Below are 14,493 nucleotides of genomic sequence, written 5' to 3' on the forward strand. Positions count from 1 at the left end.
CGCCTCCGTCCTACCCCCGGACCTTCACCATGGCGGGCCGCAACACACGGCTGTTCCACTCGTAGCCAGCCCGCAACACTTCGGCGATCACCGCCTCTCCCTCACCCGGCTCATGGACGACGGCCTCATGGCAAGTGGGGTCGAACGGCGCGCCCGGATCGTCGAGCTTGGCCAAGCCCTCCTTCTCCAGCGCCGCGAACAGCGCGTCTCGAATGGGGACAACGTCTTCCGCTCCTTGGGCCACGGCAGCATCACAGGCGTCCAGCACCGGCAGCACTTTCTCCACGATGTCGGCCGCGGCCATGGCCACCGTCTCCTGCTGGCGCTCGGCCGCCTTGCGGCGGTAGTTGGCAAATTCAGCGGTCACCCGCTGAAGGTCGTTGAGATAGCCATCCCGCTGGGCCAAAAGCTCCTCCACCGAGGTCTCCGGCTCTTCGACGTCGCCCACTTCCTGAACCCGCCCGTCGGCGGATTGCTCGTGAACAGTCTGCTCATCAGCGACTTCGTCGCCATCCAGCCCGTCATTGGCCAGATCAGCCGCAGCCTCCTCGCTCACTGGGAGCTTCCGTCTTCTTCGTCTTCGATGATCTCGGCGTCGACGATGTTCTCATCGTCTGAGGCACCGCCAGCATCAAAGTCGCCCGGGGCATCGAAATCGCCGGGGGCATCGCCGGCTGCGGCGGCCGCCTGCTCGTACATGGCCGCCCCGATCTGCTGGCTGATGGCCGACAGCTCCTCGGTGGCCGAGCGGATGCGGTCGAGGTCCTTCTCGTCGATGGCCGACTTCAGCTCGCCCAGCTTGGCCTCAACCTCGCTGCGCTGGTCGGCGTCTACCGACTCGCCGGCCTCGGCCAGCAACTTCTCCACCTGGTACACCAGGCTGTCGGCGTTGTTGACGGCCTCAGCCTCCTCCCGACGACGGGCATCCTCGGCCGCATGGGCCTCGGCATCGGCGATCATCTGATCGATGGCGCTCTTGTCCAGCGAGGTCTGGCCGGTGATGGTGATGGACTGCTCTTTGCCGGTGGCCCGGTCTTTGGCCGACACGTGGACGATGCCGTTGGCATCGATGTCGAAGGTGACCTCGATCTGAGGAACCCCTCGGGGGGCTGGGGGCAGGTCTACCAGCTGGAACTTGCCCAGCGTCTTGTTGTACGCGGCCATCTCCCGCTCGCCCTGAAGCACATGGATCTCCACCGTGGGCTGGTTGTCATCCGCGGTGGTGAAAACCTCGGTGCGGCGGGTGGGGATGGTGGTGTTGCGCTCGATCAGGCGAGTCATCACACCGCCCTTGGTCTCGATGCCCAGCGACAGCGGGGTCACATCCAGCAGCAGCACGTCCTTGACCTCGCCTTTGAGCACGCCGGCTTGCACCGCCGCGCCCACGGCCACCACCTCGTCGGGGTTGACTCCCTGGTGGGGCTGGGTTCCAGTCATCCCGGTAACTAGGTCCACCACCGCTGGCATCCGAGTTGAGCCGCCCACCAGGATCACGTGGTCCATGTCGCCTGCCGACAGGCCGGCGTCAGAAAGGGCCTGCTCGAAGGGCTTGCGGCACCGATCCAGCAGGTCGCTGGTGAGATCCTGGAACTTGGCCCGGCTCAGCTCGTAGTCCATATGGAGTGGCCCTGCGTCGGTGGCGGTGATGAAGGGCAGGTTCACATTGGTGCTCTGGGTTTGCGACAACTCGATCTTGGCCCGCTCCGCGCCCTCCTTGAGCCGCTGCATGGCCATGTTGTCCTTGCTCAGGTCTACGCCGTGGTCGTTGCGGAACGAGTCCACCAGCCAGCCGATCACCCGGTCGTCCCAGTCGTCGCCGCCCAGGGCGGTGTCGCCGCTGGTGGACTTGACCTCGAACACCCCGTCGCCAATCTCCAGGATGGAGACGTCGAAGGTGCCCCCGCCCAGGTCGAAAACCAGAATGGTCTGGTCGGTGTCGCCCTTGTCGAGGCCGTAGGCCAGTGCGGCCGCGGTGGGTTCGTTGATGATCCGCAGCACCTCAAGGCCGGCGATGGTGCCGGCCTCTTTGGTGGCGGTGCGCTGGGCGTCGTCGAAGTAGGCCGGGACGGTGATAACCGCCTCGGTGACCTCGGTGCCCAGATAGGTCTCGGCGTCCCGCTTGAGCTTTTGCAGAACCCGGGCCGAGATCTCCTGGCTGCTGTAAGCCTTGCCGTCGATGCTCTCCGACCAGTCAGTGCCCACGTGGCGCTTGACGGAGCGGATGGTGCGATCGGGGTTGGTGATGGCTTGACGCTTGGCCACCTCCCCCACCAGCACCTCTCCCTCCTTGGAGAAGGCCACCACCGAAGGGGTGGTGCGAGAGCCCTCAGTATTGGCGATGACAGTGGGCTCACCGCCTTCGAGCACTGCAACCACGCTGTTGGTGGTGCCCAAATCGATGCCGACAACTCTGGCCATTTTGTTCGACTCCTTTTGAAGTTTGGTTTGGGGTTGAAGTTTGGTTTCGAGGATTATCTTCGACCCTCAGGATACCCCTCAAATTGTCATATCCCAAAACTTGAGTGCAGATCACTAAGGGTTGGAGCCGCTACGCTGCCCAGGGTGAGTCCAGCAACGCTGATCCTGCTTCGCCACGGACAGAGCCAATGGAACGCCTCCAATCAGTTCACCGGTTGGTACGACTGCGATCTCACGGAACAGGGAGAGGCCGAGGCTCGAGCCAGCGGGCAGGCGCTGGCTGAGGCCGAACTGCTGCCCGATGTCGTACACACCTCGGTGCAGACTCGGGCCATTCGCACTGCGGAACTGGCCCTGGCTGAGATGGGTCGGGCATCGGTGCCGATGAAGCAGCATTGGCGGCTGAACGAGCGCCACTACGGCGACCTCACCGGGTTGGACAAGTCCGAGACCCGACAACGCTATGGCGATGAGCAGCTCAATGCCTGGCGCAGGGGCTACCGCACCCCACCACCCCCCATTGCCGACGACAACCCGTGGAATCCCAATGGCGACCCCCGCTACACCCATATCCCTCCGGAGCTGTTGCCCAAGAGCGAGTGCCTAGCTGATGTGGTGGAACGGCTGATGCCCTATTGGTATGACGAGGTGGTCCCTGATCTGCAAGCCGGGCAGTTGGTGTTGATCTCGGCCCACGGCAACAGCCTGCGGGCCCTCGCCAAACACCTCGATCAGATCGACAACGACGCCATCGCCGAGCTCAATATCCCCACCGGGATGCCGCTTGTGTACGAGCTGGGACCGGACATGATGCCCATCGAGGCCAAAACGACGCTCGCCCGCTCGCTCGACCCCGCCGCGGCGGCCGAAGCCGCCACAGCAGTGGCCAAACAAGCGGGCTAAGCGCCTGTCAGGCTGTAGGAGTGTCAGCCCACAGAGGTGGAGGTGTCCGGGCCGTAGCCGGGCACTCCGTGCTCGTGGAGGTCGAGTCCACCAATCTCTTCCTCACGAGACACCCGTAGACCCATCGTCTTCTTCATGACAGCAAACAGGATGCCGGTTGTGATGGTCACCCAGGCGAACACCAGCACCACGCCGATGAGCTGCACCACCAACTGGTCGATGCCTCCGCCGTAGAAGAGTCCGGCGTTGTCTTGGCCCACAAACGCATCGTCATAGCGGGAGAACAGGCCCACGGCCAGCGTCCCCCACACGCCGCACACACCGTGAACCGAGATGGCGCCCACCGGGTCGTCGATGCGGACCCGGTCGAAGAACAGCACCGAGTACACCACGATGACTCCGGCGATAGCGCCGGTCACCACTGCGCCCATTGGGTTCATGGTTCCGGTGCCGGCGGTGATACCCACCAGACCAGCCAGTACGCCGTTGCCGGTCATGGCCACATCCAGCGAGCCGGCCTTGCGCCAGATGACCGCCCCGGCGGTCAGGCCACCGGCAGCCGCGGCCAACAGCGTGGTTACCGCAGCACGCATCACGAAGTCATCCGCAGCCAGCTCCGAGCCGGGATTGAACCCGAACCAGCCGAACCACAGGATGAACACGCCCAACACCACGAAGGCGATGTTGTGGCCGGGCATAGCCCGAGGGTTGCCGTTCTCGTCGTACTTGCCGATGCGGGGCCCGAGGAAGATGGCGCCCATCAGGGCGGCCCAGCCGCCGGTGCTGTGTACGATGGTGGAACCGGCGAAGTCGCCGAACCGGGCGTCGCCGATCTTCAGGTCCGACAGCAGGCCGTCGCCGTGCCAGAAGGAGTGGACCACCACCGGATAGATCAGCGCGGTCATGAAGAAGCTGAACACCAAGTACGCGGAGAACTTGGTCCGCTCGGCCATGGCCCCTGAGGCGATCGTCACCGCGGTGGCCGCGAACACCACCTGGAAGAAGAAGAACGTGGGAGTGCTGAGCCCGTCGCCAAAGGTGGTGAACGTGCCGCTCAGGAAGAACCCGTCGGTGCCGATCAGCGATCCGCCGTCGGTGCCGAAAGCAATGCCGTAGCCGAACGCGAAGAAGGCCAGCGCGCCAATGCACATGTCGGCCAGGTTCTTGGCCATGATGTTGCCCACGTTCTTGGCTCGGGTCATGCCCGCCTCGACCATGCCGAAGCCGGCCTGCATCAAGAACACCAAAATGCCGGCGATGAACACCCACAGGTTGTCCATCACCACTTGCACTGCTTCGGCACCGCCGTCTTGGGCCATTGCCGGAACAGCCCCGATGAGCACCGTGCCGGCGGCAATCAGCGCTCCAATTCCGAATTTCCTTTTCATATGACCGGCCCTCCTTCGCCGTTTCTGCGCCCGCGCCACTGCGGCGCTGTCGCAGTCAGGAACAAGGTAGGAAGGCCAGGTTTCACAATTGTTTCTGCGCTGTGAAATTCAAGCAGGACTCGTCGGCTTCGTACTGCCTGCTTGAGTACGGGACTGGGCGGAACTCGTACTGCCTGCTTGAGTACGGAACCGGGGGATGTCAACAACTAGGTTTGGAGTCGCCATGGACCCAAAGCGCTTGCGTCCCTTCCACATAGTCCTCGGCCTCGGGCTGGGCTTCGCCGCCTTCACCATTGCTTCGGGCATCGCCTCGGCCATCACCGAGTTCAAGAACCCGGCCGAGATCACCCGTCACCCCTGGGAGAACATCCCCAGCGGGTGGAAGGCCGCCTTCTACACCATCATCCCCATCTTCTTGGTGTGGGCTTCTTGGGAGTTCGCCAAGCGGGTGAAGAACTGGGAGCGGGGCGGCCCCGACAACCGGCGCACCACCCTTTCCAACGCCAAGACCCGCCTCGAAGACCTCCGGCGGGGCATGTACATGCGCACCTTGCTGCGGGAGCCCGGCGCTGGCGTCATGCACACCATGATCTATGTGGGGTTCATCATCTTGTTGGGCGTCACCACCACCCTGGAGATCGACGAGCAACTACCCGACGGGGCCAAGTTCCTCCACGGCCGGGTGTACCAGGTGTACTCCGCGGTGGGCGACATCGCCGGGGCCATCTTCCTGGTCGGGGTGATGTGGGCCATAGTGCGCCGCTACGGCCCCCGACGACTGCGTCCCTACCGCATCCGCATCAAGTCGCGGCCCGAGCACGCAGTGATCTTGGGCACGTTCTTCGCCATCGGAGTCACCGGATTCGGCGCCGAGGTGTTCCGCATCGCCGACCATGGCGTGCCCGACTTCGAGAAGTGGTCGGTGCTGGGCTACCAGGTTGCCACCCAGATGCGGGGCCTCGAGGGCCTCGACCACTGGCACCAGTTCTGGTGGGCGGGACACGTGATCGCTTTCGTGGCCTTCTTGGTGCTGCTGCCCATCACCATGCTGCGCCACATGGTCACCTCCCCGCTGAACATGTACCTGCGGGACAAAGACCGGCCCAAGGGGGCCATGAAGCCCATGCCCAACCTGATGGAGACCGACCTGGAGTCGTTCGGGGCAGCCACCGTGGAGGACTTCACCTGGAAGCAGCTGCTGGACACCGACGCCTGCACCATGTGTGGTCGATGCACCTCGGTGTGTCCGGCCCACGCCACCGGCAAGCCCCTCGACCCGCGGGAGATCGTGCTCAAGACCGGGGAGGTCATGGCCGCCACCGGCGAGCCGGCCACCACGCCGCCCCTGGGCACGGTGCCGGAGATCAAGGTGGAGGCCAACTCGCTGTTCGAGCGGATAACCGGCGAGGAGATCTGGGCGTGTACCTCCTGCAAGGCCTGCGACGAGATCTGCCCGGTGAACATCGAGATCCTCGACAAGATCCTCGATATGCGCCGCTATCTGTCGCTGATGGAGTCCGACTTCCCCACCGAGCTGGGTCAGGCCTACCGGTCGATGGAGAACTCGGGGAATCCGTGGGGCATGTCCCAGGGCGACCGCGGCGCCTGGGCCACCGAGTTCGAGGGCATCGCGGTGCTCGACGGCGGCGACCCGCTGGAGTCCGAGTACCTCTACTGGGTGGGCTGCGCCGGATCGTTCGACGACAAGAACCGCAAGGTGACCCAGGCGGTGGCCAAGCTGCTCCAGCGAGCCGAGATCAGCTTCTCCATCTTGGGGCCGGCCGAGAACTGCACCGGCGACCCGGCCCGGCGCTCGGGCAACGAGTACATCTTCCAGATGCTGGCCATGCAGAACATCGAGACCCTCAATGAGATGGGGGTCAAGAAGATCGTCACCCAGTGCCCCCACTGCTTCAACACCCTGGCCAACGAGTACCCCCAGTTGGGCGGGCACTACGAGGTGGTCCACCACACCCAGTTCCTGGAGGCGCTGATCGACGACGGACGCCTCGACATGACCGGCGCCCGCCTCGACGAGCGGGTGGTTTACCACGACTCCTGCTATCTGGGCCGCCACAACGACGTGTACCTGGCCCCTCGCCGAGTGGTGGGATCGCTGGGCGGCGTCGAGGTGGTGGAGGCCGAGCGCAACGGGACCAAGGGCATGTGCTGCGGTGCGGGCGGGGCCCGCATGTGGATGGAGGAGACCATCGGCAAGCAGGTGAACGTGGAGCGGTCACAAGAGCTGCTGGCCACCGGGGCCGACCGGATCGCCACCGCCTGCCCGTTCTGCTACATCATGATCGACGATGGCATCAAGGCCGAGGGGGCCGACGACGACGTGGTGGTGGGTGACATCTCCATGCACCTGCTGGAAGCGCTGGAGAACCGCGACGCCGCCGAGGAGGAAGCTCGCCAATCTGAACTGCTCACCATCCGCACTCGGGCGTCTGAAGCAGCAGCGGTCGCGGTGGCCGAGCCGCAGGCTGCGGTGGCCGTCGAGGCTCCGCCATCGGCCGAGCCCGAGCAGGCCGTCGAAGTCGAAGCAGCCGAACCAGAGGAGTCATCGGCTCCGGAAGCCGAGCCCGAGCCACCAGCACCAGCCCCCGCAGAGAGGCCCGCTCCAGACCCATCCAAGAGGCCAGACGATTTCACCCGCATCATGGGCACCGATCCCGCCTTGGCCCGGGCGCTGCCCGATCACGGCATCGTGACCTACGAAGACCTCGCAGCTCTGGATGACGATGCCGTGCAGGAACTCGAAACCGCCCTGGAGATCCCCGGCCGGATCAGCAAGTGGAAGTGGCCCACCCAGGCCGCCGCCCTTATCGCCGAGCGCGATGAGGCTGACTAGCGGCGTTTCAGCCATTCGCCTCCTGCGGGGGGCGCCGCAGCCACTGCTGCGGCTTGCGGTGGTGTGCCTGGTGGCGTTGGCGGCCTCGGTCGGGCTCGGCGCGTCCACCGCTTCGGCCCATACCCGGCTGTTGGAGACAGTGCCCGCCGACCGCGCCGTGTCGGCCGAGGCGCCCGAGCAGCTCACCCTGGTCTTCGCCGAGGCGGTGGACCCCCGGTCGGTGCGGCTCGAGATCATCTCCTCTGGCGGCGGGACCATTCCCGGCGCCGCTCTCCTCACCCCCGAGGGCGAGGACTCCGAGATCATCCGGTTTGCCCTGCCTGATTTGGGCCGGGGCATCTTCGGCCTCTCGTGGGTGACGGTCGGCCCCGACGGGCACCGGGTGGCAGGCGAGGTGGTGGTGGGCGTGGGGATCGTGGACGGCGCCGCGGTGGCCGCGGCCAGCTTCACCCAAGCCCCCGCGCTCGACCGGGTGCTGGAGCTGGTCAGCGGAATCGGGCGATTCCTCTGGTACGCCGGGCTGGCCGCGGCCATCGGGGCCCTGCTGGTGCTGGGCTGGCATCTGCGGGACCGGCATTCTCAGCCGGCGGTATCGGGGGTTCTGGCCGCCGCGGCCCGGCGCGGGCTGCTGGTGGGAGCGCTGGTGTTGCACCTCGCCATCGTGGTGAGAACGGCGGCCACCGTCGCGCTCATCACCCGCGGCTACGGCGACGGCTCGCTGCGAGAGAACCTCCGCTTGGCCCTAACCGAGGGCACCGGGCGCACGCTGCTTTTAGCGGTGGTGGGCTCAGGGGTGCTGGCAGTGATGGCCCGCCGACTGGCCGGGGCGCGCTCAGAGATCACGTTGGCCCAGGCCGGCATCGGCGTGGTGGCGCTCATCGCCTTAGGCGCCTCAGCCAGCCACACATCGACGCTGTCGGAAGACCCGTTCGGGATATGGGTGTCCACCCTGCATCTGGCGGCAGCCGGCGCCTGGCTGGGACCGCTGCTCATCGCGGGCGCGGCCATGGCCACCCCGGCGTATCGGAAGCTGACAGCCCCAGATCGCTCCGCGGCGCTGGAGGGTATGTTCAGGCGATTCGCCCCGGTGGCCGCGGCCTCCTTCGCGGTGCTGGCGCTCACCGGCCTGCGGTCCACTTGGCTCCTGGCCGGCACCGAGCTGTTCAAGGGTTCCGGCTACACCACCGCCCTGCTCGTGAAACTGGGGCTGGTGGCACTGGTGGCGGTGCCCCTGGGCATGTACCACGACTGGCGGGCAGGCTGGCTGGCCGGCCTTCGCCGCCGCAACCGGGGGGCGGCCGTCTCCCCGCGGTCGCTGCGGCTTGAGCTGTGGGGTCTGGGAGCGGTTGTGGCGGTGGCCGCGCTGGTCACCGGGTTGAACCCCGCGAGCCTCAACGCCCGCGACCTCGAAGCCGTTCTGGAGGAGGCTAACGGCGATGTGGCCGGTGGTCTCGACGTCGGGCTGCTCAGCGACGAGCCCCCGGCCAACGCCGAGGAGTGCGCCCAGCGGACGATAGGCATGCCCGGCTGCTACCGCAGCTATTTCTCGTCGATCATGCGGGCCGAGGGGGCCGACAAGGCGGTGGACGAGGTGGAGCTGCTGTCGCGCACCGACGACTTCGTGTCTCGGAACTGCCATCAAATCGTCCACGACCTGGGCAACGACGCGGTCGTCTGGTACGGGGACGTTGGCACGGCGCTGACCTATGAGGGCTCGGCGTGCTGGTCGGGCTACTACCACGGCGTGGTCGAGTACGCCCTCGGGCAGTTCGACAACACGGAGTTGGAGGCCGAGCTCCCCGGCTTCTGCTCGGAGGTGGCAACCAGGCGGTACTCGTTCGACCACTTCAACTGCGTTCACGGCCTGGGCCACGGGATCATGCAGATCCTCGGCGGCGACCTCTTCGCCACAGTCCCGTACTGCGAGGTGTTCAGCGACCCGTGGGAGGACAGCAGCTGCATGAACGGCGCCCTGATGGAGAACATGATCCTGGGCCAGCAGGGAACCCCCACCTACTTGCGCACCGACGACCTCGTCTACCCCTGCAACGCCATCGCAGAGCTTTACGTGGCCGACTGCTTCGCCACCCAGACTTCCTGGATGCTCCACAACACCGGGTACGACACCGCCGGGTTCTACGAGGTGTTCTCCATCTGCAACGGCGTGCGGGCCGACATGGTGGGCAACTGCTACCGGGCGCTGGGCCGCGACGTGAGCAGTTCGTACTACCAGGATCCGGCCACCATCGTGCGGCTCTGCTCGCTGGGCCTCCCCGCGTACCAGTCCGACTGCTACATCGGCGCGGCCACCAACACCATTTACAACAACCACAACACGATCCAAGCAACCCTAATATGTGAGTCGATCCGCGAGAGCATGCGCCAAGCCTGCTTTCAAGCCAGAGACGAGGTGGCAAGCACCCTGTGAGCAGCGAGAACCCCGCCCCCGAGCCTGTTGAAGGCGACAGTACACCCATCGAGGGCGAAAGCGACCCCATCGACGACAAGAGCAGCTCCTTTCGGGTTGGCATTGTCGTTGTGGCCATTCTGGCGGTGTTCGCCGCCGGCTTGCTCACCGGCACCTTCATCGGCGGCGACGGAGACGACGATGCGGCGCCTGCCTCGCCTCTGATCGAATCCAACGGCGCTGCTAGCGACGACTTGGCCGCCAGCCCGCCCGCAACCGAGTTCGGCAGCGGAAACGACGACTTGGCCGCCAGCCCGCCCGCAGCCGATGCCAACGCCGTCGATCTCGTCGCACCGCAACCCACCGGGGTTGTGTTCAATCCGTTCACTGAGGTTGATTATGGGTCGGGGCCGTGCGCTCCGGCCGAGGGGGCGGTTCACCGGCTGTTGGAGTTCGGCGACGCCCCGGCGCTTTGCATCGACCCCTCGGCCTCCTACACCGCGGTGATCGACACCTCCGCTGGAGTCGTGGAAGTGGCCCTGGACACGGCCAACACCCCCGGAACGGTGAACAACTTCGTCAACCTGGCCCGATACGGCTACTACGACAACACCCTGATCCACCGCTCCGACCCCAGCATCGGCATCTTGCAGGCAGGCTCCCCGCACACCAACAACGCCAACGACCCCGGGCCCGGCTACACCATCTGGGACGAGGGATCGGGCTTCGCCTACCGCCCCGGCCTTTTGGCCATGGCCCGCACCGCCGAGCCCAACAGCGCCGACGCCCAGTTCTTCTTCACCGTCACCGACGCCGCCTCCCTGCTCGACGCCCAAGGCGACTCCGTCGTGTTCGGCCAGATCACCGCCGGCCTCGACGCGCTCACCGCCATCTTGAACACCCACCAAGACCAACCCGGCAACGACTTCGGCGGCGCCCCCAACCCCCCCGCCGCCATCAACACCATCACCATCCACACCACCGTGCCCATCGCGCAACAGCCCGCGGCGACATCCCCGCAGACCTCTTACCGCCCGTTCACTGAGGTTGATTATGGGGCGGGGCCGTGCGCTCCGGCCGAGGGGGCGGTGGAGCGGGTGCTGGAGTTCGGCGACGCCCCGGCGCTTTGCATCGACCCCTCGGCCTCCTACACCGCGGTGATCGACACCTCCGCTGGAGTCGTGGAAGTGGCCCTGGACACGGCCAACACCCCCGGAACGGTGAACAACTTCGTCAACCTGGCCCGATACGGCTACTACGACAACACCCTGATCCACCGCTCCGACCCCAGCATCGGCATCTTGCAGGCAGGCTCCCCGCACACCAACAACGCCAACGACCCCGGGCCCGGCTACACCATCTGGGACGAGGGATCGGGCTTCGCCTACCGCCCCGGCCTTTTGGCCATGGCCCGCACCGCCGAGCCCAACAGCGCCGACGCCCAGTTCTTCTTCACCGTCACCGACGCCGCCTCCCTGCTCGACGCCCAAGGCGACTCCGTCGTGTTCGGCCAGATCACCGCCGGCCTCGACGCGCTCACCGCCATCTTGAACACCCACCAAGACCAACCCGGCAACGACTTCGGCGGCGCCCCCAACCCCCCCGCCGCCATCAACACCATCACCATCCACACCACCGCCGCCCCGAACTGATCAATGGCGGGGCCCACGACCTCCTCCCCTGAGCGGTCAAGCCCCGCGTGGCGGCTCCTGCTGGGCGCCCTCGCCCTCGCCCTGGTTGCCGTGGCCGCGCTGGCGGTTGCCCTCGCCGTGGTCGCGGGCAGCGACCAGCCGGAAGCGGCGAGCAGCTCCGCCGCCGCCCGCCGCCCCGGCCCCGTCCTCACATCCGACTCTGCCAGCGCTGATGGCGCCGTCGACACCGCTTCAGTCCCGGCCTCTAGCCATCAGGTGATCTACACCGCAGGCGGTTTCTCCCCCGCCCAGTTGGTTATAGCCCCGGGCGACACCGTGTCGTTCGTCAACAACTCCGAGGACTATTTCTGGCCGGCCTCCAACATCCACCCCACCCACGAGATCCTCCCGGAGTTCGACCCCAAGACCCCGCTGTCGCCCGGCTCGACGTGGGGTCACCGCTTCGACAAGCCCGGCCAGTGGTACTACCACAACCACCTCTCCCCCGACGAAGGCGGCCTGGTGTCGGTGGTCGCCCCGCCCGCCACCCAGGCCGGCGTAACCCAGCCCGCTCAATCCGCCCCTCAAGAGCCGCTCGTGTTCGAGATGCCCGACCGGGAGTTCGCCCCCCTGCCCCGAGACGCGGCCTCCTCGCACGCCGACATCGTCACCGACGACCGTCGGCTCGAGGCCTTCATCGAGCAGTTCGGCCCCGGCGGGGCGCTGCAAGTGCTAAAGCAGATCGAGTTGGAAAGCGGCAGCAACTGCCACGACAGGGCCCACGAGGCGGGACGCATCTCCTATGAGATGTTCGGCCCGGCGGCGTTCGCCCTGGCCACCCACGACTGCCAGTCGGGCGGCCAGCACGGCGCCATCGAAGCCATGTTCGCCGAGCGCGGCACCGCCAATCTGTCCTCCGACATCGCCGCTCTGTGCGACAGCACCGCCAACGCGTTCTTCCGCCACCAGTGCGTCCACGGCGTGGGCCACGGCCTCATGGCGTGGACCAACTACGACCTGCCCACCGCGCTGGGGCTGTGCGACAACGCCCCGAGCCAGGACCGCGACTCGTGCTATTCGGGGATTTACATGGAGAACGTGGTGGGCGGCCTCTCGGGGGCGATGGGCCACGTCACCCAGTACCTGCGCGAGGGCGACCCCATCTACCCCTGCGACATCGTCGAGCCCCAATACCAGCCCGCCTGCTACTTCTACCAGACCACCCGCATGGCCACCGTCTTGAACTGGGACATGGCCGCAGTGGCCGCCCTCTGCGACCAGGCGCCGGCCAACTCCCGCTCGCTCTGCTTCCGCTCATACGGGAGAGACGCTGCCAACCTGGCCGCCGACGACCCCGCCGAGACCATCGGCCACTGCCGACACGCCGCATACGTCATCGACAACGCCGACTGCATCTGGGAGGCGGTGCAGAACGGGTTCTGGGAGCCGGTGGGCGCGGACCGCGCCGTGGCCTTCTGCGCCCTGCTCGACGCCGACCCCACCGCCTACCCCGAGAGCCGCGACGCCTGCTACGGCTCGATAGTGCTCCAAGCCGACTTCGTGCTCGCCTCCCACCGGGAGCGCCAAGCCTTCTGCCAAAAACTCCCCGCCCCCCGCCGCCCCCAATGCACCCTGTGAGGACCGCGCGCTTTGGAGTGCTGAACCATGCCTCTGCGGCTGATTTCAAAATCTGACTTTGAGTCAGCCGCATCGCCCATTTTGACTCAATATATGATCTATAATGAGTCGTAATAAGAGTCGCTTTGAGAGGGTGGAATGGACCAGTTGACGGTTAGAGGATTTGGCGACGAGCTCGATGCCGCAGTTCGTCGCCTCGCGGCGCAGGAGCAGATTTCTTTGAACAAGGCCGCGCTGAGGCTGCTGCGGCGGGGCGCCGGGCTGTCTGACCGGGCAGATCAGGCCAGTACAGTCGGGTCTTCGCTGGATCATCTGATCGGAAGCTGGTCGTCAGCAGAGGCCGACGCGCTGGACGCCGCATTGGAGGACTTCGGGGTCATCGACGAGTCGGCTTGGGCATGAGGATCCTGTTGGACTCCAACGCCTACTCCCTGCTCATGCGAGGTCAAGAGCAGGTAGCAGATCTGGTGAGGGTGGCTGATGAACTGCTGTTCTCAGCCGTTGTCGTTGGCGAGCTTCTTTACGGATTCCGGCGGGGCTCTCGCTTCGATCAGAACGCGGCCGATCTCGGTTCATTCCTCTCCAGCCCGTTTTCGACATTCGTCGAAGTGGGCCCGGTGACCGCCGACCGCTATTCCCGGATCGCGGCAGCTCTGCGAGCAATAGGCCGCCCCATCCCCACTAACGACGTGTGGATAGCCGCCCACGCAATGGAAACCGGCGCCGACCTAGTGTCAGCCGACCACCACTTCGAGCACGTCCAAGGGATCGTTTGGACCCAAATCCCAGCGATATGACCCGCCAAGCGCAGGGCCGAACCGATCGAGGCTGAATCCGCGTGAGAGCGGTACTGGGCTGTGCACCCCTACAGCCCTCTACCTAGAAACGACCCGAAGCCTACCACCCCACTGGACGCTGCCCGCCTGCACCCGCTGGCTGCCTTGAGGTCAACAGCCCGGCTTGCGGCGAGGTTGGCTTGGCGGTGCCGCTCCTCGACGAGTTGCAGGGACGGGCAGTGCCAGCGCGCCAAGGAGGAGGTGAGGGCCGAGGTTCCCGGTCGGGAGGAGGCTGCTAACCGCCGTGATAAGTGCAGTTCGTGATCCAAGCGCGGAGCACCCAGTTGCCGTTGTCTGCTGTTTGGAGATTGCAGTTCCCACTAGAGCCACCGTGTTCAATCCGCAGGCCGTTGTTGGGGCTTAAGGGTGCATGACTACCACCTCCGTCTTCGTTCTCGAAGGTTAGGACCACGTCTCC

The 14,493-nt window shown here is 66.1% G+C and carries 10 protein-coding genes; 7 read left to right on the forward strand and 3 right to left on the reverse strand.

The features are described 5' to 3' along the window. Positions 1 to 10 precede the first annotated feature (10 nt). Positions 11 to 556 carry a nucleotide exchange factor GrpE gene (locus tag ACOQPI_RS17890; protein WP_420620952.1) on the reverse strand — a complete coding sequence of 182 codons (546 nt, stop codon included), beginning with the start codon at positions 554 to 556 and terminating at the stop codon, positions 11 to 13. Then, positions 553 to 2,418 (reverse strand): molecular chaperone DnaK, encoded by a 1,866-nt coding sequence (gene dnaK / locus ACOQPI_RS17895; protein WP_420620953.1) that lies wholly within the window; start codon positions 2,416 to 2,418, stop codon positions 553 to 555. Before dnaK ends, ACOQPI_RS17890 begins: the two co-directional genes overlap by 4 nt. A gap of 144 nt (positions 2,419 to 2,562) precedes the next feature. Between dnaK and gpmA the strand changes: the two genes are divergently transcribed. Beyond that, on the forward strand, positions 2,563 to 3,321 hold the full coding sequence (gene gpmA, locus ACOQPI_RS17900) for a 2,3-diphosphoglycerate-dependent phosphoglycerate mutase (protein WP_420620954.1): 759 nt from the start codon (positions 2,563 to 2,565) through the stop codon (positions 3,319 to 3,321). A gap of 23 nt (positions 3,322 to 3,344) precedes the next feature. Here gpmA and ACOQPI_RS17905 read toward each other — a convergent pair whose 3' ends face one another. Further along, a complete protein-coding gene (locus ACOQPI_RS17905) occupies positions 3,345 to 4,709 on the reverse strand; it encodes an ammonium transporter (protein WP_420620955.1) in 1,365 nt (454 codons plus the stop codon). Between the two features lie 223 nt (positions 4,710 to 4,932). Here ACOQPI_RS17905 and ACOQPI_RS17910 point away from each other — a divergent pair, with 223 nt between their 5' ends. The 6 genes from ACOQPI_RS17910 (at position 4,933) to ACOQPI_RS17935 (ending at position 14,036) form a co-directional block, all read left to right on the forward strand. Further along, positions 4,933 to 7,563, forward strand: a complete 2,631-nt coding sequence (locus ACOQPI_RS17910; RefSeq protein ID WP_420620956.1) for a heterodisulfide reductase-related iron-sulfur binding cluster — start codon at positions 4,933 to 4,935, stop codon at positions 7,561 to 7,563. Continuing rightward, positions 7,550 to 9,991, forward strand: a complete 2,442-nt coding sequence (locus tag ACOQPI_RS17915; protein ID WP_420620957.1) for a copper resistance CopC/CopD family protein — start codon at positions 7,550 to 7,552, stop codon at positions 9,989 to 9,991. The genes ACOQPI_RS17910 and ACOQPI_RS17915 overlap by 14 nt, the downstream gene beginning before the upstream one ends. After that, complete coding sequence (locus tag ACOQPI_RS17920) at positions 9,988 to 11,622, forward strand: peptidylprolyl isomerase (RefSeq protein WP_420620958.1); 1,635 nt, start codon at positions 9,988 to 9,990, stop codon at positions 11,620 to 11,622. The genes ACOQPI_RS17915 and ACOQPI_RS17920 overlap by 4 nt, the downstream gene beginning before the upstream one ends. A gap of 3 nt (positions 11,623 to 11,625) precedes the next feature. Beyond that, positions 11,626 to 13,239 (forward strand): cupredoxin domain-containing protein, encoded by a 1,614-nt coding sequence (locus ACOQPI_RS17925; RefSeq protein WP_420620959.1) that lies wholly within the window; start codon positions 11,626 to 11,628, stop codon positions 13,237 to 13,239. 138 nt (positions 13,240 to 13,377) lie between these two features. Then, positions 13,378 to 13,641 (forward strand): hypothetical protein, encoded by a 264-nt coding sequence (locus tag ACOQPI_RS17930; RefSeq protein WP_420620960.1) that lies wholly within the window; start codon positions 13,378 to 13,380, stop codon positions 13,639 to 13,641. Continuing rightward, the gene (locus ACOQPI_RS17935) at positions 13,638 to 14,036 is read left to right on the forward strand and encodes a type II toxin-antitoxin system VapC family toxin (protein ID WP_420620961.1); all 399 of its coding nucleotides are present in this window, start codon (positions 13,638 to 13,640) and stop codon (positions 14,034 to 14,036) included. The genes ACOQPI_RS17930 and ACOQPI_RS17935 overlap by 4 nt, the downstream gene beginning before the upstream one ends. Positions 14,037 to 14,493: the final 457 nt, after the last annotated feature.

The sequence above is a fragment of the Candidatus Poriferisocius sp. genome, assembly GCF_965219815.1.
Classification (GTDB): domain Bacteria; phylum Actinomycetota; class Acidimicrobiia; order Acidimicrobiales; family Bin134; genus Poriferisocius.